Source organism: Prosthecobacter fluviatilis, assembly GCF_042655725.1.
Taxonomy (GTDB): domain Bacteria; phylum Verrucomicrobiota; class Verrucomicrobiia; order Verrucomicrobiales; family Verrucomicrobiaceae; genus Prosthecobacter; species Prosthecobacter fluviatilis.
In genome coordinates this window covers 556134-579369 of record NZ_JBHSMQ010000002.1, presented here as the reverse complement: position 1 = coordinate 579369, position 23236 = coordinate 556134, and the positions used below count along the sequence as shown (strand labels likewise).

The window sequence follows — 23236 nt, the reverse complement described above, 5'->3', positions numbered from 1 at the left end:
CGGACGTGCGATGTCGTTGTTCAAGCTCACTCATGAACACACGCCGTACTTTCCTGCGCAACCTCTCTGCTTTGGCTTTTACAACTCCGCTGATGGCGGAAACGCCGAAAACGAAGAACACCGTGTGCTTCTTCACCAAGCACCTGATCGGCCTGAGCTATGACGACATCGCCAGCCTGGGGGCGGAGGCCGGCTACAATGGCGTGGAGTCGCCGATCCGGCCCAAGGGCCACATCGAGCCTGAGAAGGTGGTGGACGAGCTGCCGAAGTACATCGAGGCACTGAAAAAGCAGGGGCTGGAGATGACCATCATGACCTCCGGCATCAATGAGGTAAGCAAGGAGCAGCGCACCGAGGAGGTGCTGCGCACGGCGGCCAAGCTGGGCGTGAAGCGCTTCCGCATGAACTACTACAAGTACGACCTCAAGCAGCCCATCTGGGACCAGCTCCAGGCCGTGCGCCCCAAGATCAAGGACCTCGTGGCCCTGTGCAAGGAGATCGGCATCCAGCCCATGTTCCAAAACCACAGCGGCAAGGACTACTTCGGCGCGCCTGTGTGGGACATCTACTCCATCATGCGCGAGTATCCGGCGGCGGACTTCAGCTTCGCCTACGACATCCTGCACTCCACCTGCGAAGGCGGCCTGTCATGGCCGCTGGAGTTCAACCTCGTCAAAGACCACATCGGCGCCGCCTACTTTAAGGACTTCAAATGGAACGGCCGCAAGCTCGTCACCTGCCCCCTCGGCGAAGGCCAGGTGGATCCGAAATATGGGGAGATGCTCATGAAATCCGACTACACCGGCCCCATCTCGCTGCATCTGGAGTATCTGGAGGGGAACCCCAAGGACGCTGCGGTGCTGAAGGGCTTCCGCGAAGCGCATGTGCGCGATTTCGCGACGCTCAAGGGGTGGCTGGGGTGGACGTGAGTTAACCACCTTTGAGTTCCCACTGTTCTCGTCTCGCATTCCTTATGTCATCTACGATTCTTTGCACATGCGGCAACCGCATCGGAACGAATCTGTTCGCGGGATCGAAGGTATTCCGCCTCATTCTGGATGATGAATGGGATGACCTCGGAAATTCGCCAACCTCGGACGACTTTTCCAAACTTTTTGTCCATAGCCGCGAGGTCTTTCATTGTGAAAAGTGTTCACGTCTCATTGTGTTTTGGAAGCACGATGGAGAGCCGACATACTACACTCAGGAGTCTACCAATGCCGCCTAGCCAACCGTTGTTGTAGGTATCTTGGCGGTTGCTTCCACTGGCGACTTTCCGCCCGCAATACTCGGAAACTTTGGAAAGGCGCCAGGACCGTCTCTGACCCGCCCACGCACACAGCCCTTGCGCGTCCGCCGGAGCGCCCTACACTCCGCCTCCCCCCTTCACCCAACGCAATGAGCAACCACGTCAAACTCTACATCCCCGGACCCGTTGAAGTCAGCCCTGACACCTATGCCGCCATGGCGCAGCCGATGATCGGGCATCGCGGCAAGGGGTTCCAGGATCTGTACGCCGAAATCCAGCCGATGCTGCAGACGCTCTTCGGCACCAAGCAGCAGGTGTTTCTGAGCACCTCCTCCGCCTGGGGGGTGATGGAGGGCTCCATCCGCAATCTGGTGAAAAAGAAAGTTCTCAATTGCTGCAACGGCGCCTTTTCCGACAAGTGGCTGGACGTTTCCAAGCGCTGCGGCAAGGAAGCCGAGGCCTACCAGGTGGAGTGGGGCCAGCCCGTGCGTGCCGACGAGATCGACAAGCGCCTGGCCACCGGCGAGTTCGACGCCGTGACCTTCATCCACAATGAGACCTCCACGGGCGTGCTCAGCCCCATCGCAGAGATCGCCGCGCTAAAGAAGAAGTACCCGGATGTGATGTTCATCACGGACTCCGTGTCCGGCTTCACCACCGTACCGGTGAATTTTGACGAGCTGGGCCTGGACGTGCTGCTGACTGGCAGCCAGAAGGCCTTTGCGCTGCCTCCGGGCCTGGCGCTCTTCACCGCGTCCGAGGCCGCCATGGCCCGCGCCGCCACCATCAATGACCGCGGCTACTACTTTGACTTCCTGGAGTTCAAGGCGAACGGCGAGAAGAGCATGACGCCGAGCACGCCGTGCATCAGCCTCATCTACGGCCTGCGCCACCAGCTGCAGAAGATCTTCGCCGAAGGCGTGGAAAACCGCTACGCCCGCCACGCCAAGCTCAACGGCATGGTGCACGAGTGGGTGCGCCGGAATGGCTTTGAGTTCTTCGCCCCCGAAGGCTTCCGCTCCAAGTCCCTGACCTGCGTGGCCAACAACAAGAACATCGACGTGGCGGCCTTCATCGCCCTGCTGAAGAAGAACCACAGCATGATCATCGACGGCGGCTACGGCAAGCTGAAGGGCAAGACCTTCCGCGTGTCCAACATGGGCGACGAGTCCGAGGCCAGCATCAGCACGGTGATCGCCGCGCTGGACGACAGCCTCGCGAAGCTCTAGCCGCTGCGCCCCACGCCTCAGCGACAACGCTGATGGACCTTCGAACGGCCCTGGATTCAGGGCCGTTCTTTGTTTGTATGGCGGCAGACAGGCAGGCAATCAGGCCGGGGCAATCGCTGCCACGCATTGCGCAAGATCGGCGGGGCATCGCGGGAGGCGGTGTGCGTTTTTAAGGGCGTCATGATCAACCTCACCCGCCTTTACTGTGATGTCGCCCAGCCCATGGACCACCTGCGCTACGGGCGCGGTCATGGCTCGCCCACCTCCGCCGCCGAGCGCCGCCCCATCGTCGTCTGGAACATCACCCGCCGCTGCAATCTGAAGTGCGTGCACTGCTACCAGGACTCCGATTCCAAGTTCTACCCCGGCGAACTCACGTGGGAGCAGTGCCAGGCCGTCATCGATGATCTCGCGGAGTACAAGATACCCGCGCTGCTGCTCTCCGGTGGCGAGCCCACCATCCACCCGCACTTCTTTGAGCTGGCCGAATACGCCACGAGCAAGGGCCTGCGCCTCACGCTTTCCACCAATGGCACGCTGATCACCCCGGAGTGGGCGCAGCGCATCAAGAATATCGGCTTCTCGTATGTGGGCATCTCGCTGGACGGCATGGGCGCCACGCACGACCACTTCCGCGGCAAGGTGGGCTGCTTTGACAAGGCGGTGGCCGCCTTCCGCAACTGCAAGGCCGTGGGTCAGAAGGTGGGCCTGCGCCTCACGCTCTCCCGCCACAACATCGCCGACATCGAGGGCATCCTGGACTTCATCGAAAAAGAAGACATCGAGCGCGTGTGCTTCTACCACCTCGTTTACAGCGGCCGCGGCGCGGAGCTGATGGAGGTGCCGCATGAGGAGACGCGCGGCGCCATCGACAAAATCCTGGACCGCACCGCCAAGTGGGCCGCCAGCGGAAAGCCCCGCGAAGTACTCACCGTGGACCAGCCCGTGGACGGTCCCTACCTCTACATGCGCCTGAAGCGCGAAAACCCGGAACGGGCAGAACGTGCCATGGAGCTGCTGAAATGGAACGGCGGTGGCGCCAACAGCAGCGGCACCGGCATCAGCAACATCGACACCCAGGGGAATGTGCACCCGGACCAGTTCTGGCACGAGCTCACCCTCGGCAATGTGAAGGACCGCAAGTTCAGCGACATCTGGAGCAACCGCGACAACGCCACGCTCAATGCCCTGCGGAATCGCAAAGAGCACCTGACCGGCAAGTGCGCCGAGTGCAGCTTTCTGGATGTGTGCGGAGGCGGCTTCCGCGTGCGTGCCCTGCAGATGACGGGTGACCTCTGGGCTCCTGACCCCTCCTGCTATCTCAATGAGCAGGAAATTGGCATCGCGCAGGCAGCTTGAGACATAAAATTCAGTCGCTATGGAAATTCCATGAAGTCTGCTGTGGCGGGCAGATTTTGCGCGCCTGATTTCTTGCCCTTTGGCTCTGTCCCTGCAAGCATGCGTGGAGTCATGCGGTGTGGCATTGCTGCATCCGCTTCAACATTTTCATCTCACTGAAACTCATGAGTACCTCGCACCGCCCCGCTGCCACTGCAGCACGAATGCTCGCCGTGCTGACGACAGGCGTCCTTCTGGTGCAGTGCTCGATGCCTCCGCAGCAGGCCTGGCGCAGCATTCAGACACAGGGACTGCTGCCCTACCTGAGTTCCGCCAGGCAGCCCTCCCCACCCTTCCGGGCTGGCAGCTCCTACGCCCAGAGGTACTCCACCCTGCCCCGGCGCCCACACTACGGCTCGTCCGGCCTTTCCGGATTTGTGCCAAACAGCTACCTGGGCACACTTTCCACCCCCGCTGGCGGCACCAGGTATGTGCCACGCACGAGGTCCAGCCTGCCCTCGCTGGCAAGCAAACCGGATGTGAAGATCCCGGTGGAAGAACCCACCCATCTCCGCACCACTCCCGCTGAGCGCAAGACCCCGGCCGTCAGCCCGACACCGAAAGCTGATGACAATGAGCCAGTCGCCCTGTCCACCGACGCCCTGCCCTACGGCAGCGCAGTGCCCGGCCGCATGAACATGGTCACCAGCCCCTTCGCCGGCAAAACCCAGCTGGTGGATGTCTCCGGCATGAGCGCGGGCCAGACGGTGAAATGCCCCTACACCGGAAAATTGTTCCGCGTGCCGCCGACTCAGCAGGCCACAAACACCGTGGAGCCGCGGCTGGAACCCAGCGTCGAGCCCCCCAAAACGAGCGACAAGCCCCAGCCTGAGGAGAAAAAACCCTGATAAAGCGCCGGGCCGCCCAAAACCAGCCCTAGAGCCGCCTCCGGTGAAAACCGGGGTGGGGGCCTGTATTTGGTCTTGATTCGACCTTGAACAGTGGAACTCTTCCAGCCCTCAAAAAACGTAAAACGACAACCGATCATCCATCATGGGTCAACAACTGAACAAAGTCATCAAACGCCGCCGCCGTAAGCTTTACATCGCCCGCAAGAAAGCTCTGGCCAAAGCCGGCGTGTCCCGCAAGGCACGTGCCGCCAAAGCAGACGCCAAAGGCGCCAAGAAAGCTCCAGCCAAGAAAGCAGCCGTGAAGAAGGCCCCTGCCAAGGCCAAGGCCGCTGAAACCGCCGCCGCCGTGGAAGTGACAGAAACCGCCGCTCCTGAAGCTGCCGCTCAGGAGTAGTCGGCCCATCGGCTGAAACTGCCTTTTTAAAGATCACCGTCATGGCCTGCCATGACGGTGTTTTTTTGCCCGGCCACCGAGGTGCTTACTGGAACCAGCCATTGCCGCCACTGCCGGGATAGGCGGGCGCAGTGCCATTGGAGCTGGAGTTGAAGGCATCGTAATAACCGCGCTCAAAGCTGGAGCGGTAGCGTGGGTCATAGCGCCCCACAAAAGCTGAGGGGTCTGCCACGCGCCCGTTGGTGCGGTCACGCAGACCGTAGTCGTAGCCTTGATTGTAGACGGGATCGCGCTGCTGCTGTGCGGTGCCAGGAGGTGGTGGCAGGGCTCCGGGCTGATTGTTGCCGTAGCCGGGATTCACGCCGGGCTGCCCCTGGCTGCCACGCATCTGATTGTAGCGCTGGTTGTAGCCGTCGCGGTAGGCCATTGTGGTATTGCGGTCAAACCGCGAGGGGTAGCGCGTGTAGTCCGGCGGCAGCCCCTGCTGCGCGTCCGACTGGCCGTCCTGCTGGCCGCGCTCAAAGGCCATGGCATTCATCTGCGCCCCCTGATCCCGCATGTCCTGGCGGTAGGGATTGGCATAGGGGTCCGGGCCGTTGGGTCCGTAATAGGGGTCCACACAGTGGGCGAGGAGCAGCGGAAGGGCCAGCGAAGCGAGGCGCGCGAGATTCATGGGAGAGCGTAAGAGACGCCCCGCCGTGTGGCAAGGCCGCAGACCGATGGTTTTCATTCACGTTTTTGCTCAAGCTTGCCCCCATAGGAGATGACGATGAGCAGCCCCAAAATGACCGGGATAAAGTAATTCACGCCATTGCCGTAGGATGGGTCCGTTGGGATGACAACCGGCCGGTCCCTGCCTTTCGGATGCTTGATTGAAATCTCGGCAGAGGGAGGGACGCCCTCTTTAAATCTCTCCGCAAACTTGCCACTGACCTTAACCCAGTTGGTGACGGCGCGAGCATCTACCCAATACCGTAAAAGCAGCTGGGGGCCGTGCCTGAAAGTTTCGCAGCGCTCGACAGCCGCCCTTGCATCGACTCCGTGCAGAAAAACTTCCTGCCTGAACTGATCCTCCCGAAACAGCCCCCAGCATACCAGCACAACCAACGCCAGGGGCAGCAGGTGCTGAAGATGAAAGACGAGCCGGGATTTCGGAGAAGCTGAGGAGCCTTGGCTCATTGACTGTCAATACACAGTCAACGAGCCGTGAAGACAAGGCGCAGCTGCTACTTCTTGCCTTTCTGCGTTGCCGCGGTGAACCAGTCGCCGCCGCCACCGCCGCCTCCGAAAGGATTGCCCATGCCACCGCCGCCAAAGGGGTTGCCCATGCCGCCGCCGGAGCTGCGACCACCGCCGCTGCTGGAAAAGCTGCGCTGACCGCCGCCCTGGCCGCCACCGCCGCCTGCGGGGCGCGGGCCGGCGCTGCCCTGCTTCTTCTCAAAGTCGGGCTTCGACTTCATGCTGAGGGCGATGCGCTTGCGCTGAATGTCCACCTCCGTGACGGTCACCGTGACCTTTTGCGCCACCTTCACGACTTCGGCGGGATCCCGCACAAAGGTGTCGCTAAGCTGGCTCACATGTACGAGGCCATCTTGATGCACGCCGATGTCCACAAAGGCGCCGAAAGCCGTCACGTTCGTCACGATGCCGGGAAGCTTCATTCCCACGGTAAGGTCCTTCATCTCGTTCACACCTTCGGCAAAGGTGAAGACTTCAAACTGCTTGCGCGGATCGCGTCCGGGCTTCGCGAGTTCGTTCATGATGTCCTGCAGCGTCGGCAGGCCCACGTCTGCGCTCACGTATTTCTTGAGGTCGATCTTCTGGCGCAGCTCGGCGCGCTGCATGAGGTCTGAAACAGTGCAGCCGATGTCCGCCGCCATTTTTTCCACCAGCGGGTAGCGCTCGGGATGCACCGCGCTGGCATCCAGCGGATGCGCGGCATCGCGAATGCGCAGGAAGCCTGCGGCCTGCTCGAAGGCCTTGTCTCCAAGTCTCGGCACCTTCATGAGATCCTTGCGGCTCTTGAAGGGGCCGTTCTCGTTGCGGAAGGCCACGATGTTGGCGGCGTGCGCGCTGTTGAGACCGGAGACGTAGCTGAGAAGCTGCTTGCTGGCGGTGTTCAGCTCCACGCCCACGCCGTTCACCGCGCTGATGACGACGTTGTCCAGGCTGGTCTTGAGCTGGTTCTGATCCACGTCGTGCTGGTACTGGCCCACGCCGATGGATTTGGGGTCCAGCTTCACCAGCTCTGCCAGCGGGTCCATGAGACGACGGGCGATGGAGACGGAGCCGCGCACGGTGACATCGTGATTCGGGAACTCCTCACGCGCGACCTCGCTGGCGCTGTAGATGGAGGCGCCGCTTTCATTCACCATGATGACGGGGATGGAGGCCGGCACGCCGATCTTCTTCACGAACATTTCCGTTTCACGGCTGGCGGTGCCGTTGCCGATGGCGATGGCCTGGATCTTGTAACGGTCCACCAGATTGAGCACCAAATTCTTCGCGTGCAGCAGACCACTGCCTTCGCCGAGGAGGTAGATCACGTCATTGTAGAGCAGCTGGCCCTGGGCATCCAGAACGACGATCTTGCACCCCGTGCGGAAGCCGGGGTCGATGCCGAGCACGCGCTTCTGCCCCAGCGGAGCGGCCAGCAGGAGCTCGCGCAGGTTGTCGGCAAACACGCGCACGGCCTCGGTGTCCGCCTTCTTCTTGGACTCAAGGCGTGCCTCGGTCTCCATGCTGGAGCTGAGCAGGCGCTTGTAGCTGTCTGCACAGGCCAGCTTCATCTGGTCGGTGCAGGCGTTGCCGCCTTTGACGAAAAGGTTCTCGATGATCTTGATGGCGGTGTCTTCCGCCGGCTGGATGCGCATGAGCAGGTAGCCTTCTTTTTCACCACGCCGGATGGCCAGCATGCGGTGGGAGGGGATGGACTTGAGCGGCTCGGTCCAGTCGAAGTAGTCGCGGAACTTCTGCGCCTCCTCGTCCTTCTCTTTTCCAAACATGACCTTGGAGACGACCGTGGACTGCTCGGCGAAAAGCTTGCGCAACGCGGCGCGTGCTTCGGCGTGGTCGCTGATGCGCTCGGCGATGATGTCGCGCGCACCGCTGAGGGCGTCTGCGGCATCCTTGACGCGCAGCTCCTCGTTTTCGTGATCCGGGTTCACATACTTGGCCACCTCGGTGTTGAGATCCACGCCGGAGGTCATGAGATTGGCCTCGATGAAATCGGCCAGCGGCTCGAGGCCCTTTTCCTTGGCGATGGTGGCGCGGGTGCGGCGCTTCGGACGGAACGGCGCGAAGATGTCCTCCAGCGCATTCATCGTCTCGGCCTTTTCGATTTTGCCACGCAGCACGTCGGTCATGAGCTTGCGCTCTTCGAGAGATTTCACGATGGCGGTGCGGCGGTCATCCAGCGCCACGAGCTGGCCCATGCGCTCCTGGATGTTCTGGATCTGCACTTCGTCGAGGGAACCGGTGGCCTCTTTACGATAGCGGGAAATGAAGGGGACGGTGGCTCCGTCAGCCAGCAGCTTGGCCGTGGCACCCACCTGGATGGCCTTCAGCCCCAGCTCTTTGGAGACACGCTCGACGTGGGCGACATTGATATTGAGTTCGTTGGCAGCAGACATGGTTGGAAATTGTTGGGATGGTTGCGGACCTCATGCACTCCGTTGCAGTGTATGAAGCCGTTGGGGAGGGTGGAATTAGCGAGACGTTTCCATGCAGCAACCAATCAGCGTCACTTGTGAAAAACTTTTGTCAGAGGCATGGCTTGACATCGCGCTGCGAAATTTTCATGACCGCGCCGTATTGAAGCTCCATGAAGAAAATTTTGGCGTTTTTTTGGATTTCGGCCGTGGCGTCCGCCGCTGATGAATGGCCCCGCTGGCGCGGGCCGAATGCCGATGGGCGCTGGAATCCGCAGGGCATCCCTGCTGACTTTGCCAAAAAAGAACCTGAACGACTTTGGAAAAAAGAGATCGGCGCCGGATTCGGCGGCGTCACTGCAAGCGGGGGAAAAGTGTATGTGATGGACCGGGTCAAGACGCCCAAAGAGATCGAGCGCGTCCTGTGCTTTGATGCAGAAAGCGGCAGCACTCTCTGGCAGCACAGCTGGGAGGTGAGCTATGGCGGCATGGAGTACGGCACCGGACCGCGTGCCTCGGTCAGCATCAGCGAGGGCAAGGCTTATGCGCTGGGTGCGACGGGGGTGGCTGCCTGCCTCGAGGCCGAGACAGGCCGGGTGATCTGGCAGGTGGACACGGTGCAAACGTTTGGGGCGAAGCTTCCCAAGTGGGGCTTCGCGGCGTCTCCGGTGATCGATGGCAGCCGCGTGCTGCTGCATGTGGGTGCGGATGCCGGATCGGTGATCGCCCTGGATAAAAACTCGGGCAAGGAAGTCTGGCGCGGCGGGCCTGATCCGGCAGGCTACTGCACACCGGAAATCATCACCCATGCAGGCGCGCGTCAGCTCATCGCGTGGGGGCCGGAAAACGTGCAGAGCCTTGATCCGGACAACGGCCGGCTGAACTGGACCTTCCCCTACAAGATCACGTACGGAGTCAGCATCGCGCAGCCGCTTTATCATGACGGCATGCTGCTCGTCTCGGGCTACTGGCATGGAGCGAAGGCGCTGCAACTCGGCGAGAAAAGTGCCGACCTGTTGTGGGAAAATCAGGCTGAGATCTGCGGCCTCATGTCGGCTCCTTTGTTTAAAGACGGTGTGGTTTACATGCTCGACAAGAGCCGTGGCCTGCAGGCCTTCGAGCTCAAGACCGGCAAGATTCTGTGGAGCGATGGCAACACGCTGACGCCCAAGGGCGGCAATCCGCAGATGAGCCTGGTGTGGATGCAGGAGTCTGCCAGCCTCGCCGCACTGCTGAATGCCGACGGCGAACTCGTGTATGTCATACTCCAGCCTGACAAGCACGTGGAACTGGCCCGCTGGCAGATCATTGGCAAAACCTGGGCGCACCCGGCCTTTGCGGGAAACAGGATATTTGCGCGCAGCGATAAAGAATTGTCCGCCTGGAGGCTTTGGTAGTTGGCATGAAACTCTGGCTGCCCGTCCTTCTCGCCGTCTTCGTCATCGCCGCTGTGCCCGCACCTGAGGCCCCCGTTTGGAAGGCGGGCGCGGCCTCGGCCAAGATCACACCCGAGAAGCCCATGTGGATGGCAGGCTATGCAGGACGCACCAAGCCGTCTGAAGGCGTGGAACTGGACCTGTTTGCCAAGGCCTTTGTGCTCACGGATCAAACGGGTGGACGGTTTGCCCTCATCACGATGGACCTGATCGGCGTGCCGAGAAATCTGCGCCTGGCTGTGGCGGAGCGGGTGAAGAAACAGCACGGCATCGAGCCCGCGAATCTGGCCATCAATGCCTCCCACACGCATAGCGGCCCCGAACTGCGCACGAGCAAAATCTATGGCGCGGATGATCTGGCGCTGCGCGAGAAAGAGGCCGCAGAATACACGGCACAACTGGAGGACACGCTGGTGCGCCTCGTCGGCGAGGCTATGGAGAAATCCGTGCCCGCGCATCTGGACTACAGCACGGCACGCTGCGGGGTCTCGATGAACCGCCGCACACCGGATGGCAAAGGCGGGTGGAACAACTTTCCGAATCCAAAAGGACCGGTGGACCAAACCGTGCCTGTGCTGCGAGCCAGCACGGCAGAGGGCAAGGACATCGCCATCATTTTTGGCTACGCCTGCCACTGCACCGTGCTCGGGCACCAGAAGTTCAGCGGCGACTACGCAGGCTATGCGCAGCAGGAGATCGAAAAGGCGCACCCCGATGCCGTCGCCATGTTTGCCAACGGCTGCAGCGGCGACCAGAACCCCTACCCGCGCAAGACGATGGAGCTGGCGCAAACGCACGGCAAATCTCTCGCCACCTCCGTGCAGGCTGCGCTGGAGACGAACATGCAGCGACTCAAGGGCACCATCCGTGCCGCGTATCGCGAGATCCCGCTGGCCTATGACAAGCTGCCCACACGCGAGCAGCTGCTCGAAGAGCAGAAGTCCACGAACAAATACCTGGTCGGGCATGGCACACGCATCCTGCAGCGCATGGCCGATGAAGGTGCCCTACCCACGACCTACCCCTATCCAGTGCAGGTGCTGCGCCTGGGCAATGACCTCACCTGGGTCACGCTCGGCGGTGAGGTGGTGGTGGACTACTCGCTCCGCCTCAAGCAGGACCTCAAGGATCCCATCGTCTGGATCAGCGGCTACACCAATGACGTGATGGCCTACATCCCCAGCCTGCGCATCTGGCAGGAGGGCGGCTACGAAGGCGGCGGCGCCATGATCTACGGCAGCCACCCCACGCGCTGGAGCGACAAGACGGAGGAGCACATCATCAACACGGTGATGGAGCTGCGGAAGGCGGTGGAGTGAATCACTTCTGCGCCCGCAGCAGGCGCACCTGCGCCTTCAGCAGCTCTGCCTGCGCCTGCTTGACTCCGACGTCTGATGCACGTGCGAGCTCCTTCATGCGTATGGCCCATTCCACCCGCTGTTCGTTCGCCGCCACCAGCCCCTGCAGCGCGGTGATCAGAGCCTCCCTCACTCCCTGTTCGAGAGCAAGATCCACCCGTGCCTCCGCCAGCTCCACCTGGGCCGCCTCCACCCCGGCTCCATTCTCCGCAGAAGCCCGGCCCGATTTGTACAAAGCCTGCTCGATTTCGACCTGCTGCTCCCGGATTTGAACAAGCTCGGTGAGTTTCGCGATGATTTTCGCATCCGGCCCGGAAGCCTTGGACGGCTCCTGGGCAAGGAGTGTGAACGGAAAGAGCGCTGCGACGACGACGGTGATCAGTTGGGTCTTCATGGGCGTGGTCAGATTCATCTGCAACTGCGGCCTGATTGGCCGACAGTTTGCCCATGTACCAACGGGGTCTGTGTTGGAAGGTTACAGCCTTTTGAGTCCTGGAAATCGCATCTTAGGAGCGAACGCCACTCGATTGCAGCGTCTGGGCCGACAAAACTAGAACGGCCCGGGATAATTCCCGGGCCGTTCAAGGTTGCAGCAGGTGCGCGCAGAGTGCGCGGTCGCATTACTTGCTGTTCTCGGCGAACTGCGCGTCGAAGATGATCTTGCTCGGCGGGAAGTCGATCTTCTTCACGAAGGCGGCGGATTCGGCGGCGCCGAACTCGCGGTCCATGGCGCCGTCTTCCCACTCGACGCTCAGCGGGCCGCCGTAGTCGATGTCGTTGAGGGCGCGGATGATGCGCTCAAAGTTGATGTTGCCACGGCCCACGGACTTGAAGTCCCAGTAGCGGCTGGGCTTGTGGAAGTCCACATGGCCGCCGAAGACGCCGGCTGTGCCGTCACCGATGCCCCAGGCCACGTCCTTCATGTGCACGTGGAAAATGCGGTCGCTGAACTTGTAGATGAACTTGATGTAGTCCACACCCTGGTAGCCGAAGTGGCTGGGGTCGAAGTTGAAGCCGAAGGCGGGGTGGTAATCGACTGCCTGGAGGGCGCGCTCGGCGCTGGCGATGTCGAAAGCGATTTCCGTGGGGTGCACTTCCAGCGCGTAGCGGATGCCGAGCTTCTGGTATTCGTCGAAGATGGGGGTGAAGCGCTTGGCGAAGTCCTTGTAGCCTGCGTCGATCTGCCCTGGGAGATTCGGCGGGAAGGAATAGACGAGATGCCAGATGCTGCTGCCGGTGAAGCCGTTCACCACGCTGACGCCAAAGCGCTTGGCGGCGTGAGCGGTCTTGATGAGCTCCTCAGCGGCGCGCTGGCGCACACCTTCAGGATTGCCGTCGCCGTAGATGTGCTGAGGCAGGATCTGCGCGTGGCGGGGGTCGATGTTGTCGCACACGGCCTGGCCCACGAGGTGGGTGGAGATGGCGTGGCACTGCATGCCGGCGGCCTTCAGCTTGGCACGCTTGGCGTCGCAGTAGGCCTGGTCTGCCTTGTCCACTTCGAAGTGGTCGCCCCAGCAGGCGAGTTCGACACCGTCATAGCCGAAGGCCTTGGCCTTCTGGATCATGGTATCGCAGGAAAGATCGGCCCACTGGCCGGTGAAGAGGGTGACGGGGCGTGGCATGAACGTAGGGTGTGGTTGAGTTGAGGCGGGGAAGAAGGAGAAAGATTGGCGAATGTCGAATATGAATGACGTTTTTTTGCCGGGTTTACGGGGCCTGTTTGCGCTCCGGGGCCATTGAGCGGGTCAGGGTGTAGGGCATTTCCTGGATCAGCCGGACCGGTTTTCCCGCCTTGTCTTTGACGATGCCGACGAGCTTCAGCTGGCCGGAGATCCTGGTGTCCAGATCCAGCATGTCCGAGAGCCGGCGGACGAGGGTGGCGTCAAAGGTGACCTCGATCTCGCTCAGGTAGCCCATGGGCCGCTGCATGCTGAAACTGCCCGCAAGGTGAACCGTGGCCAGAGGGCCGCCAGGCTGCTCATTCATGGAGACGAGCGTGCACTCGATGTCCCTGGCCACCACGGCTCCGTAGGCCTTGCCGGCAGATTCGTTGATGCCGACTTTCCAGGCCTCTCCGGCTTTGCGTGTCTGATTGAGCAGGCAGGCTTCGGGAATTTCCAGCAGCAGCCGGGTGAAAGCCAGATCGGCCATGAATTTTTGCTCTTCGGCGCTGGCTTTGCCCTCGGTCAAGGTGGCCTTCCACGAGCCGCCGGTCTTGCGCATGCGCAGGGTTTTACCCACCAGAGGGGCGGCCTGCTCGCTGGGGGGCGGCGGCACACCGCTGTAGTTCACCAGTTCGCAGACCATCTCGCGCACCTGCACCTCCTCGGAGTCGCTGCCCAGCAGGCGGCGGACCAGGTTGACCTTCTGCATAAACCGGCAGGAAAAGCCACTGTCAGGATTCGACGGCTCCATGCGTGCTTTTCCTTCCTGCACGCGGACCTCGCGCTTTTCCCTCAGCAGAGTGCCGCTGCGGAGACCGGCTGTGGAGCTGAGTTCCACAGGAGATTCGCTGTCTGCGGCATTGAGCGACACGGCTGCGAGGCAGAGCAGCAGAAGGCGGAGCAAAAAGGACATGGCGGCGAGACTATCCAAACCACGCAGGGCCGCACAAGCTGCAAGTGCCCCGCATTTCCTGCTTGGCTAAAAGGGCCGCCACCCTGCATCATGCGGCCATGACCCGCGTGCTGCTGCTCTGCCTGGCCTTTTCCACCACGATTCATGCGCAATGGACAACCTCGCGCATTCAGGGCTCACCCGAGGCCGCAAAGCCCTGCATCCCCGAGCAGGCCTTTCCCGGCATCGTCCTCCATGAGGCGCTGGAGATGGTGCCCATGCCCGGCGCGCGACGTTTCATCGCCGTGGAAAAGGGAGGCAAAATATGGAGCTTCAAGGACGCACCGGATGCCCGGCAGCAGGATCTCCTCATCGACCTCAAACCCGGCCACCCGCAGCTGCAATACGCCTACGGCATCGCCTTCCACCCGAAGTGGCGGGAGAACGGCCACGTCTTCCTCTGCTATGCGTATGGAGACAAAGTGCCGGATGGCACCAAGCTCTCACGCTTCAAGCTCAGCCAGCAGGAGCCCCCGGTGCTCGATCCCACATCCGAGACCGTGCTGCTGACGTGGCGCAGCGGCGGGCACAACGGAGCGTCTTTGCAGTTCGGCCCCGATGGCATGCTCTACATCTCCACCGGCGACTCCGAGGTGCCCTCGCCACCCGATCCGCTGAACACCGGGCAGGACATCAGCGACCTGCTGTCCTCCATCCTGCGCATTGACGTGGACCGCACAGAAAACGGCCAAGCCTATGCCATCCCGCCGGACAATCCGTTTTTGAAAACGCCCAACGCCATGCCGGAGATATGGGCCTTCGGTTTTCGCAATCCCTGGAAGATCAGCTTTGACGGCAAGGGCCGCCTCTGGTGTGGCGATGTCGGCTGGGAGCTGTGGGAAATGATCCACCTGGTGCAGCGCGGCGGGAACCACGGCTGGAGCGCCTACGAGGCGAGCCAGCCGATCAAGCCCGAGACTCAGCGCCCTGAGCCCGTCATCCCGCCTGTGGCTGCACATCCGCACACGGAGGCCGCGAGCATCACCGGCGGCTATGTGTACCATGGCAACCGCTTTCCGGAGCTGAAGGATGCCTACATCTACGGCGACTACGAGACGGGCAAAATCTGGGCGCTCTGGCATGACGGCAAACAGGTGACGCGACGCGAGGAGATCGCCGATACGCCGCACAAGATTGTGACCTTTGGCCAGAGTGAAGACGGCGAGCTGTACTGGATGAACTGGGAGAAGGACACGCGCATCTACCGTCTGGCACCGAATCCCTCGGTCGCCAAGCCGAGCCAGTTCCCACACAAGCTCAGCGAGACAGGCTTGTTTAAGGACACCGCCTCTCAAACACCCGCAGCAGGTGTGCTGCCCTTTGAGATCGCCGAACCCATGTGGCAGGACGGCGCCACCGCCACGCGCTTCATTGCGCTTCCACAAAGCAGCCGTATCAAGACGACCCGTGGCGGCCCCCCCGCCAAACCGAACTACAAAGTCGAATGGCCCGCCGACTCCGTGCTCGCCCGCACCATCACCTGGCCGGCCACGCAGCAGCGCATCGAGACGCAGGTTTTACATTTCGACGGCGAGACCTGGAACGGCTACTCCTACCGCTGGAATGAGAAAGGCACGGATGCCGAACTGGTGAAAGCAGATGGCGAGGAATTCACCGTGCAAAAGCAGCCCTGGCGTATCCACAGCCGTGGCGAGTGCGCACGCTGCCACACCAATTGGAGCGGCTTCACCCTGGGTTTTCAGCCCGACCAGCTCGTCCGCATCGCCGGCAAAGAGCCAGCCGATGTATCTGAGCTCTTTGACGGCCCCTTCACTGAATGGCAGCCTGCTCACCTCGTCTCCAGCCATGATCCGAAGCCCCCTCTGGAAACCCGCGCGCGCTCCTGGCTGCATGCCAACTGCGCGCACTGCCACCGCCGCCATGGTGGGGGCAGCGTGCCGCTGATGCTGAACTTTGACCTGCCCACGGCCGAAACGATGACGGTCTATGAAAAGCCGACCCGAGGAGACTTTGGCATCAGCGATCCCGCCGTGATCTACCCATGGGCCCCTCACCGCAGCATCCTTTTTCAGCGTGTGGCGCGGACTGGCAGCGGCCACATGCCGATGATCGGCGCACGTGATCCCGACCCCGCTGGCCTGAAGCTGCTGTGGGAATGGATCTCGGGCATTTCCCCCAAGAAAGGCCCCGCAGAAAGCTATGTCAGCAAAGAGGACATGCTGCAGAAAGGAGACTCAGAGCATGAGGCCGAGCTGCTCTCTGGCAGACATCCGGAAAACGAACATCGAATCCATGCGGATCCCCTGCACTGGTTCCGAAGTTCTCCGACTCATTTGATGATGGCGGTGTCCAATGAACAAATCCCGCAGCCGCGGCGGGCAGCCGCCATCAAAGCAGCGATGGCAAGCGGTGACCCGAACATCACCTCCCTGTTTGAGCGCTTTCTGCCACCGGATCAGCGGGTCAAAACTTTGGGCATGAACTTCGACGTGAAGAAACTTCTCGCCGTCCAAGGGAACGCAAAACGGGGCGGCGAGCTCCTGAGCATGACCGGCAAAATGGCCGCGTGCTTCGCATGTCACATCATCAACGGCAGCGGCCATGATTTCGGCCCCGACCTGAGCAAGGTCGGGGCACGGCTCACGCGCGAGCAAATCCTCGAAAGCCTGAAGCAGCCATCGAAGGTCATCGCCAAAGGCTACGAGACTTGGGTCGTCACCTTGAAGGACGGGCGTGTGCAGACAGGTTTCATCACCCGCTCCAACGGTGGCTCCACCACCATGAAACTTCCCGGCGGCCAGCCGCAGGCCATTGCCCAGGATCAAATCCAAAGCCAGCAGTCACAGCCCTCCTCGCTGATGCCGGAAGGGCTGCTGCAAAGCATGACGGAACAGGAGGCGGCGGATGTGGTTTCGTATCTATCAGGACTGAAATAAAGAGGCCGCCCGCGCCCCGCATTCCTCCGATGACAAAGCTGCGTACACAGGCACCGTCTGGCGCGTTACCCTGCATGTGATGCATACCACGCCTGTCACCTGCCCGAGCTGCTTCCAGGAATTTGAAGTTCCTGCGCCGTCCTATGATGAAGTGCCATGTGATGTGGACTACGACTGCGAGATATGCTGCCGTCCTCTGCGCATCTTGTTTTCAGAAGATGACGGCGAAGTCATGGGCATGGCTTACGGGCTGGGGGAGAGCGGACCTTACGGGTAATGTCCCCCATCATGAAGACTGACATTCTGGTAGTCCCAAGTTTCCGTGTTACTACTCTTTTATGCGAGTTTTCGCAGAGAATGCATTTGGATATTTGCAAAAACAGAAGTTGTCGTTAGTTTCGAAAAATCCCGCTGCCAGGAGTCTGGTGGATGGGATGCTTAACAAACTGGTTAACACCCACACACATGAAAATCGCTATCCTCACCCTCATCGCGGCTTCCGCCGTCCTGTCCGCCTGCCAGCAGCCTGCTCCTCCTCCTCCGCCGCCACCAGTGCACAGCGGCAAGTAAGCATTCCGCCGCTTAGAGCGGCTGATTGTCCGACTTGCGTCTGATCATTTCATGATCCGTCTTGCCACTGTTCTGTCGCTGCGTCCGTGATGCTTCATGCATCCTGTCCCAGCTAAGAAGGCATGTGCGAAGTGCAACGCCAAAGCGAAGGCCGACTGCAAAGACGGTCACAAGCACTCATCCAAGCCGCCGTCCCCCACCCAACCGGAGGACGGCGGTTTTTTGTTCCCCTGGCACCGAATTCCTGATGCCTTCCCCCGTTTTTCACTTCATGGATGCAGCACCATGCCAGACTGCCTGCTCGCCCTAGAATCCTCCTGCGATGAGACCGCTGCAGCCATCTGCACGCTGAGGGGCGAACTGATCGCGAGCCGCATCTCCTCGCAGATTGAAATCCACCGCCAGTATGGCGGGGTCGTGCCAGAGGTGGCTTCTCGCAATCACATTCTGCATGCCCGCCCGCTGGTGCAGCAGGTGCTGGCAGATGCCGGAAAAACACTCGGTGACATGGCCGCTTTTGCAGCCACCAGCGGCCCGGGACTGGTCAGCTCACTGCTCATCGGCACCTCGATGGCCAAGGCGCTGGCCATTGCGGAAGACAAGCCCTTCATTGCCGTAAACCATATGGAGGGCCATCTGCTCTCTCCTTTCATGGGCGAAAACGGTCCTGTGCGCCCCTGCGTGGCGCTCATCGTCAGCGGAGGCCACACCATGCTGGTGCGCGTGCACGGTGTTGGTCGCTACGAACTGCTGGGCCGCACCCGGGATGATGCCGCCGGCGAGGCCTTTGACAAAGTGGCCAAAATGATCGGCCTCCCCTACCCCGGCGGCCCGGAGATCGACAAGCTGGCCGCCCGCGGCAATCCAGAGGCCTTTGCCTTTCCAAGAAGCTTCCTGGACGGTCGCAGCCTGGAGTTCAGCTTCAGCGGCCTGAAGACTGCGGTGCTTTATGAGCTGCCGCGCCTGGATCTGAAAAACGAGCAGGTGCTGGCAGATCTCTGCGCCAGCGTGCAGGCGGCGATCATTGAGGTGCTGGTCGAAAAGCTGCTGCTGGCGGCAAAGCAATGCGGCGAGAAAACCCTGGCGGTCAGCGGCGGCGTCAGCTGCAACCGGGGACTGCGAGCCGCACTTGCAGCGCGCAGCGCCAAAGCAGGCCTGCAACTGCTGCTGGCCAGGCCGGATCTTTGCACAGATAATGCCGGCATGATCGCATTTGCCGCGTCGCAGCGTTTCAGCACTGGTCACACCTCTCCCCTGGAGGCGGATGTGGACCCCAACCTCTCCCTCGTCAGCTAATCCCCCCCTCTTTGCCATGCGCCCGCTCCTGCTCATTTTCTGCGCGTTAACCACCCTGCAGGCGGGCGACTGGCCGCAGTTCCTGGGTCCGCAGCGAAACTGCACCGCCACTGACGAGGCGCCGGTCACTGGCAGCACAGAGCCAGAGATCATCTGGAAGCGCATGCTGGGCAGCGGCCATGCCGGAGCCGTCGTCAGCAACAACCGCGTGATCGTGACTCATCGTGTAGGGGGCGAGGTGATCACCGAAGCTCTGGCAGCCGCAGATGGCAAACCGCTCTGGAAGCATGCCTGCCCCACCAGCTACCGCGACAGCTTTGGCTTCGACAACGGCCCACGGGCTGTGCCATGCATTTCCGCAGGCAAAGTCATCACTCACGGCCCTGAGGGCATGGTGCAGGCGCTCGATTTCGAAACCGGCCGGGAGCTCTGGAGCTATGACACCGTCGCCGAGCTCGAATCGCCGCAGGGCTACTTTGGCCGTGCCTGCTCCCCGCTTGTGACGAACGGCAAGGTGCTCCTCAATGTGGGGGGCAGAAATTCCAAAGGCGGTGCAGGCATCATCGCGCTGGATCTGGCGACGGGCAAACTGCTCTGGCAGGCCGGCGAAGATGAGGCGAGCTATTCTTCCCCCGTGCTGCTCCCTGAAGATCCGGGGGTATGCGCCTTTTTCACCCGCAGCGGCATCCTCCTGCTGCAGAGCAACGACGGCAAGGTGCTGGCCAATGAACCTTTCCGCGCCCGCATCGACGCCTCCGTCAACGCCTCCGCCCCGGTGCCCTGTGAGAATGGCAGGCTGTTTTTCAGCGCCGCCTATGACGTGGGGGCCGGCCTCTGGCAGTGGAACAAGTCTGAACACGTCCTGACCGGCGTGTGGAAAAAAGCCGACGCGCTGGACTGCCATTACACCACCCCCATTTACCACGCCGGGCATGTGTATGGTCTGCACGGGCGCCAGGAGACCGGCATGACATTGCGCTGCATCTCCGTGGCCGATGGCAAGGTGGCCTGGGAAGCGCCTGACCACCTGCAGGGCGGCACTCTAATCTTGGTAGGTGACCAAATCCTGCTGCACAGCGAAGCCGGTGAGCTGCTGATCTTCACCGCCGACCCCAAAAAATTCAACCTCCTGCAGCGCAGCCAGATCACACGGGCAGGGCACCGCAGCCATGATGCTTTCTCCAACGGCCTGCTGTTTGCCCGGGATGCGGAAAAGCTGGTTGTGCTGAAGGTGAAGTAGTCGCTGGATTGATCCGCAGCCGCGTCTAGTCTGGGCATCATGGCTCAGATTGGCAGACGCAACTCACTCATCGTACTACACAGCACGCCGCATGGCGTTTACCTGGACGGGGGCGAGCATGGCGAAATTTTGCTGCCGAACCGCTACATCCCCAAGGGCACCAGCCTTGGCGATTCGCTCGATGTGTTCATCTACCGCGATTCCGAAGACCGGCTCGTGGCCACCACGGAGCAGCCTTTTGCCATGGTGGGTGAATTCGCCACCCTGGAAGTCGTGAGTGTGAACCGCAACATCGGAGCGTTTTTAAAGTGGGGCCTGCTCAAGGATCTGCTGCTGCCTTTCCGTGAGCAGGCGGAGCAGGTTTACGTCGGTGACAAGGTCGTCGCCTACATCATGCTCGACGAAAAAACAGACCGCATCATCGCCACCACGCGGCTAAACCGCCATCTGAGCCGCGAGCGCCCGCCATTCAAACCAGCACAGCCAGTCCCCCTGCTGATCACCGCCCGCACACCGCTGGGCTACAACGCGATCGTGGCGGGCACTCACCTTGGTCTGCTCTATCACACCAACATCGGTGCCCCGCTGCAGGTCGGGCAGAAGATCAACGGCTTCGTCAGCGCCGTCCATCCGGGAGGCAAGATCGACCTCAGCCTGGATGCCTCAGGCTACCAGCGTGTGGCTTCACTGACGGACCGGATTCTCGAAGCTCTCAAGAACAACGGCGGCAAGCTCCCCTATGACGATGACAGCCCGCCGGAAGTCATTCGCAGCCACTTTGAGGCCAGCAAGAAAGCCTTCAAGCAGGCGCTTGGCGCGCTCTACAAGCAGCGCCGCATCCGCTTCACGAACCCGGGCATCGAAACCCTGGATGTTCGCGAAGCGAAAGAAGGTGACTGGAAGCCTTCAGGGAAACCTTGATCAATGCTGCGACTTCAAAAAGCGGCCATCGGATGTGACACATGAAGTTTCGATGCCACCGTCAAAAACAACGACATGAGGCTTCTTGAGTTTCATCAGCTCTCGAAGGAGCCCTTCGGCCATTGATTGAGTGACCGTAACGCTCGAAACCACGGTAAGTGTGGATACAGGATCCACCCAGCGGCTTGAAGAAAAATCTGCTTCTTCAAGCCCTCCCTCGCAGAAACTCCCCTGTGTCTCGAGATAATCCCTGACCGCATTGTAAAACACGTCAAACTCATCTTCGGAGATGGTGTGAGATGTTTCGGTGAATGCATGGATCTCTTCGTCCGAAACCAGCTCAGTTTTCATTCGGGTCACGTTCGCCCAAAAGAAAAAGGCAGCAAGCACCGCGGTGCTTGCTGCCCATGTCATCTTTTCCAGCCTATCAGGGCAGAGGGAAACGCTTGTTCGCCTCGCTGACTTCCTTGCGGATCTCGGCCAGGACGGCGTCGTTTTCACGATTGGAAAGAGCACGGTCGATCCAGGCGGCGATCTGCTTCATGTCAGCTTCCTTCATGCCACGGGTGGTCACGGCCGGGGTGCCGACGCGGATGCCGCCGCCGAGGGTGATCTTCTCGGTGTCGAAGGGGATGCCATTCTTGTTCACGGTGATGGCGGCCTTGTCGAGGGTCTCGCTGGCGATCTTGCCGTTGAGGCCTTTCGGGCGGAGGTCCACGAGCATGAGGTGATTGTCCGTGCCACCGCTGGTGATGCGGTAGCCCAGCTCGATGAGAGCAGCGGCCAGCGCCTGGGCGTTTTTGACGACCTGGGCGGTGTAGTCCTTGAACTCAGGCTTGAGGCACTCACCGAAGCAGACGGCCTTGGCGGCGATGACGTGCATGAGGGGGCCGCCCTGCACGCCTGGGAAGACCTGGCTCTGGATCTTTTTGAAGAGCTCCTCGTTGTTGGTGAGGATCATGCCGCCACGCGGACCACGAAGGCTCTTGTGTGTGGTGGTGGTGACGAAGTCGGCATACTCCATGGGGGAAGGATGCGCGCCACCGGCCACGAGACCGGCAATGTGGGCCATGTCCACAAAGAGATAGGCACCCACGCTCTTGGCGATCTCGCTCATCTTCTTGAAGTCAATGATGCGCGGGTAGGCGCTGGCACCGGCCGTGATCATCTTGGGCTTCTCACGCAGTGCCACTTCGGCGAGTTCATCGTAGTTGATGCGATCGTCCGTGGCGCTGACGCCGTACTGGCAGAACTGGTAGAAGCGGCCGGAGAAGTTGGCCGGATTGCCGTGGGTGAGGTGACCGCCGTGGGCCAGGTTCATGCCCAGCACCTTGTCTCCGGGCTGGAGCACGCTGAAATAGACAGCGGCATTGGCCTGGGAACCGGAGTGCGGCTGCACGTTGGCATACTTGGCACCAAAGAGCTGGCAGGCGCGGTCGATGGCCAGCTGCTCCACCTTGTCCACTTCCTCACAACCACCGTACCAGCGCTTGGCGGGGTAGCCTTCAGCATACTTGTTGGTGAGGCAGCTGCCCTGGGCGGCCATGACGGCCTTGCTCGTGAAGTTCTCACTCGCGATAAGTTCAATGTGGTCCTGCTGGCGATGCTGCTCGCCGCGGATGATTTCGGCCACGGCGGAGTCGCTGGCCTCCAGGATGTCGAGGGGGTGAGGTTGTGCGTTCATTTTATCCACCCGGCGGCCATGACGGCCACCGGCAAAGGGGGTTTTGAGCCAGGCGTCCACGATCTCCATGGCCGTGGCCTCAGGGGTGTTTTTACCGGAGAGGCAGAGCACGTTGGAGTTGTTGTGCTCACGGGTGATGGCGGCAGTCTGGGCATCGCCCACCAGAGAGGCCTGGATGCCGACGTGGCGGTTGGCGGCGATGCACATGCCGATGCCCGTGGTGCAGACGAGGATGCCTGCGTCAGCTGCTCCGGAAAGAACCTTTTCGGAAACGAGCTCAGCGTAGTCGGGATAGTCCACCGAATCGTGCGAATGCACCCCGAGATCCTCCACGCCATAACCGGCGGTTTTCAGGTGAGCAACGACGGCATTTTTCAGTTCCACACCGCCGTGGTCAGAGGCAATGGCGAGTTTATGAGGGAGGATGCCGTTGGAGGTGCTGGTCAT

The 23236-nt window shown here is 61.2% G+C and carries 20 protein-coding genes; 12 read left to right on the top strand and 8 right to left on the bottom strand.

Going from position 1 to position 23236, the window contains the following annotated elements; all coding sequences use genetic code 11:
- Positions 1-32 precede the first annotated feature (32 nt).
- The 5 genes from ACFQDI_RS07405 (at position 33) to ACFQDI_RS07385 (ending at position 5121) form a co-directional block, all read left to right on the top strand.
- Positions 33-929: a sugar phosphate isomerase/epimerase family protein gene (locus ACFQDI_RS07405; protein ID WP_377164987.1), complete on the top strand. Its 897-nt coding sequence runs from the start codon at positions 33-35 to the stop codon at positions 927-929.
- Positions 930-1398: 469 nt separating this feature from the next.
- Positions 1399-2478, top strand: a complete 1080-nt coding sequence (locus ACFQDI_RS07400; protein WP_377164985.1) for a pyridoxal-phosphate-dependent aminotransferase family protein — start codon at positions 1399-1401, stop codon at positions 2476-2478.
- 180 nt (positions 2479-2658) lie between these two features.
- The gene (locus tag ACFQDI_RS07395) at positions 2659-3837 is read left to right on the top strand and encodes a radical SAM protein (RefSeq protein WP_377164983.1); all 1179 of its coding nucleotides are present in this window, start codon (positions 2659-2661) and stop codon (positions 3835-3837) included.
- Between the two features lie 164 nt (positions 3838-4001).
- Positions 4002-4724, top strand: coding sequence for a hypothetical protein (locus ACFQDI_RS07390; protein WP_377164981.1), 723 nt, complete (start codon positions 4002-4004; stop codon positions 4722-4724).
- 145 nt (positions 4725-4869) lie between these two features.
- Positions 4870-5121, top strand: a complete 252-nt coding sequence (locus ACFQDI_RS07385) for a hypothetical protein (protein ID WP_377164979.1) — start codon at positions 4870-4872, stop codon at positions 5119-5121.
- Positions 5122-5206: 85 nt separating this feature from the next.
- Here ACFQDI_RS07385 and ACFQDI_RS07380 read toward each other — a convergent pair whose 3' ends face one another.
- From ACFQDI_RS07380 to ACFQDI_RS07370, 3 genes are read right to left on the bottom strand one after another with little or no spacing between them, the layout of a single operon-like run.
- Complete coding sequence (locus tag ACFQDI_RS07380) at positions 5207-5794, bottom strand: hypothetical protein (RefSeq protein WP_377164977.1); 588 nt, start codon at positions 5792-5794, stop codon at positions 5207-5209.
- A 53-nt stretch (positions 5795-5847) separates the two neighbouring features.
- On the bottom strand, positions 5848-6300 hold the full coding sequence (locus ACFQDI_RS07375; RefSeq protein WP_377164975.1) for a hypothetical protein: 453 nt from the start codon (positions 6298-6300) through the stop codon (positions 5848-5850).
- 47 nt (positions 6301-6347) lie between these two features.
- A complete protein-coding gene (locus tag ACFQDI_RS07370; protein WP_377164973.1) occupies positions 6348-8753 on the bottom strand; it encodes a Tex family protein in 2406 nt (801 codons plus the stop codon).
- 191 nt (positions 8754-8944) lie between these two features.
- Between ACFQDI_RS07370 and ACFQDI_RS07365 the strand changes: the two genes are divergently transcribed.
- Complete coding sequence (locus ACFQDI_RS07365; protein ID WP_377164971.1) at positions 8945-10168, top strand: PQQ-binding-like beta-propeller repeat protein; 1224 nt, start codon at positions 8945-8947, stop codon at positions 10166-10168.
- Between the two features lie 5 nt (positions 10169-10173).
- A complete protein-coding gene (locus ACFQDI_RS07360) occupies positions 10174-11526 on the top strand; it encodes a neutral/alkaline non-lysosomal ceramidase N-terminal domain-containing protein (protein WP_377164969.1) in 1353 nt (450 codons plus the stop codon).
- 1 nt (position 11527) lies between these two features.
- Here ACFQDI_RS07360 and ACFQDI_RS07355 read toward each other — a convergent pair whose 3' ends face one another.
- From ACFQDI_RS07355 to ACFQDI_RS07345, 3 genes are all read right to left on the bottom strand, one after another.
- Positions 11528-11959: a hypothetical protein gene (locus ACFQDI_RS07355; RefSeq protein WP_377164967.1), complete on the bottom strand. Its 432-nt coding sequence runs from the start codon at positions 11957-11959 to the stop codon at positions 11528-11530.
- A gap of 226 nt (positions 11960-12185) precedes the next feature.
- Positions 12186-13187, bottom strand: coding sequence for a sugar phosphate isomerase/epimerase family protein (locus ACFQDI_RS07350; protein ID WP_377164965.1), 1002 nt, complete (start codon positions 13185-13187; stop codon positions 12186-12188).
- A gap of 85 nt (positions 13188-13272) precedes the next feature.
- Complete coding sequence (locus tag ACFQDI_RS07345) at positions 13273-14142, bottom strand: hypothetical protein (protein WP_377164963.1); 870 nt, start codon at positions 14140-14142, stop codon at positions 13273-13275.
- Positions 14143-14240: 98 nt separating this feature from the next.
- On the opposite strand from ACFQDI_RS07345, the gene ACFQDI_RS07340 reads away from it, so the two are divergent.
- The 5 genes from ACFQDI_RS07340 (at position 14241) to ACFQDI_RS07320 (ending at position 21105) form a co-directional block, all read left to right on the top strand.
- Positions 14241-17078, top strand: coding sequence for a PQQ-dependent sugar dehydrogenase (locus ACFQDI_RS07340; RefSeq protein WP_377164961.1), 2838 nt, complete (start codon positions 14241-14243; stop codon positions 17076-17078).
- 79 nt (positions 17079-17157) lie between these two features.
- Positions 17158-17355, top strand: a complete 198-nt coding sequence (locus ACFQDI_RS07335) for a CPXCG motif-containing cysteine-rich protein (RefSeq protein WP_377164959.1) — start codon at positions 17158-17160, stop codon at positions 17353-17355.
- 578 nt (positions 17356-17933) lie between these two features.
- Positions 17934-18944, top strand: a complete 1011-nt coding sequence (gene tsaD, locus ACFQDI_RS07330; RefSeq protein WP_377164957.1) for a tRNA (adenosine(37)-N6)-threonylcarbamoyltransferase complex transferase subunit TsaD — start codon at positions 17934-17936, stop codon at positions 18942-18944.
- Between the two features lie 16 nt (positions 18945-18960).
- Entirely contained in the window at positions 18961-20184 is a 1224-nt protein-coding gene (locus tag ACFQDI_RS07325; RefSeq protein ID WP_377164955.1) for a PQQ-binding-like beta-propeller repeat protein, read from the top strand.
- Between the two features lie 39 nt (positions 20185-20223).
- A complete protein-coding gene (locus ACFQDI_RS07320; protein WP_377164953.1) occupies positions 20224-21105 on the top strand; it encodes a CvfB family protein in 882 nt (293 codons plus the stop codon).
- Here ACFQDI_RS07320 and ACFQDI_RS07315 read toward each other — a convergent pair whose 3' ends face one another.
- Both ACFQDI_RS07315 and rpiB read right to left on the bottom strand, forming a co-directional pair.
- On the bottom strand, positions 21106-21519 hold the full coding sequence (locus ACFQDI_RS07315) for a hypothetical protein (protein ID WP_377164951.1): 414 nt from the start codon (positions 21517-21519) through the stop codon (positions 21106-21108).
- A 13-nt stretch (positions 21520-21532) separates the two neighbouring features.
- A complete protein-coding gene (rpiB, locus tag ACFQDI_RS07310; RefSeq protein WP_377164949.1) occupies positions 21533-23236 on the bottom strand; it encodes a ribose 5-phosphate isomerase B in 1704 nt (567 codons plus the stop codon).

Bases quoted from the DNA above. Each gene is read 5' to 3' on its own strand.
- tsaD (WP_377164957.1), top strand. From the start codon at position 17,934: ATGCCAGACTGCCTGCTCGCCCTAGAATCCTCCTGCGATGAGACCGCT.
- ACFQDI_RS07405 (WP_377164987.1), top strand. From the start codon at position 33: ATGAACACACGCCGTACTTTCCTGCGCAACCTCTCTGCTTTGGCTTTT.
- ACFQDI_RS07355 (WP_377164967.1), bottom strand. From the start codon at position 11,959: ATGAAGACCCAACTGATCACCGTCGTCGTCGCAGCGCTCTTTCCGTTC.
- ACFQDI_RS07320 (WP_377164953.1), top strand. From the start codon at position 20,224: ATGGCTCAGATTGGCAGACGCAACTCACTCATCGTACTACACAGCACG.
- ACFQDI_RS07390 (WP_377164981.1), top strand. From the start codon at position 4,002: ATGAGTACCTCGCACCGCCCCGCTGCCACTGCAGCACGAATGCTCGCC.
- ACFQDI_RS07350 (WP_377164965.1), bottom strand. From the start codon at position 13,187: ATGCCACGCCCCGTCACCCTCTTCACCGGCCAGTGGGCCGATCTTTCC.
- ACFQDI_RS07315 (WP_377164951.1), bottom strand. From the start codon at position 21,519: ATGACATGGGCAGCAAGCACCGCGGTGCTTGCTGCCTTTTTCTTTTGG.
- ACFQDI_RS07400 (WP_377164985.1), top strand. From the start codon at position 1,399: ATGAGCAACCACGTCAAACTCTACATCCCCGGACCCGTTGAAGTCAGC.
- ACFQDI_RS07370 (WP_377164973.1), bottom strand. From the start codon at position 8,753: ATGTCTGCTGCCAACGAACTCAATATCAATGTCGCCCACGTCGAGCGT.
- ACFQDI_RS07360 (WP_377164969.1), top strand. From the start codon at position 10,174: ATGAAACTCTGGCTGCCCGTCCTTCTCGCCGTCTTCGTCATCGCCGCT.
- ACFQDI_RS07345 (WP_377164963.1), bottom strand. From the start codon at position 14,142: ATGTCCTTTTTGCTCCGCCTTCTGCTGCTCTGCCTCGCAGCCGTGTCG.
- ACFQDI_RS07385 (WP_377164979.1), top strand. From the start codon at position 4,870: ATGGGTCAACAACTGAACAAAGTCATCAAACGCCGCCGCCGTAAGCTT.
- ACFQDI_RS07380 (WP_377164977.1), bottom strand. From the start codon at position 5,794: ATGAATCTCGCGCGCCTCGCTTCGCTGGCCCTTCCGCTGCTCCTCGCC.
- ACFQDI_RS07365 (WP_377164971.1), top strand. From the start codon at position 8,945: ATGAAGAAAATTTTGGCGTTTTTTTGGATTTCGGCCGTGGCGTCCGCC.
- rpiB (WP_377164949.1), bottom strand. From the start codon at position 23,236: ATGACCAGCACCTCCAACGGCATCCTCCCTCATAAACTCGCCATTGCC.
- ACFQDI_RS07375 (WP_377164975.1), bottom strand. From the start codon at position 6,300: ATGAGCCAAGGCTCCTCAGCTTCTCCGAAATCCCGGCTCGTCTTTCAT.
- ACFQDI_RS07325 (WP_377164955.1), top strand. From the start codon at position 18,961: ATGCGCCCGCTCCTGCTCATTTTCTGCGCGTTAACCACCCTGCAGGCG.
- ACFQDI_RS07335 (WP_377164959.1), top strand. From the start codon at position 17,158: ATGCATACCACGCCTGTCACCTGCCCGAGCTGCTTCCAGGAATTTGAA.
- ACFQDI_RS07340 (WP_377164961.1), top strand. From the start codon at position 14,241: ATGACCCGCGTGCTGCTGCTCTGCCTGGCCTTTTCCACCACGATTCAT.
- ACFQDI_RS07395 (WP_377164983.1), top strand. From the start codon at position 2,659: ATGATCAACCTCACCCGCCTTTACTGTGATGTCGCCCAGCCCATGGAC.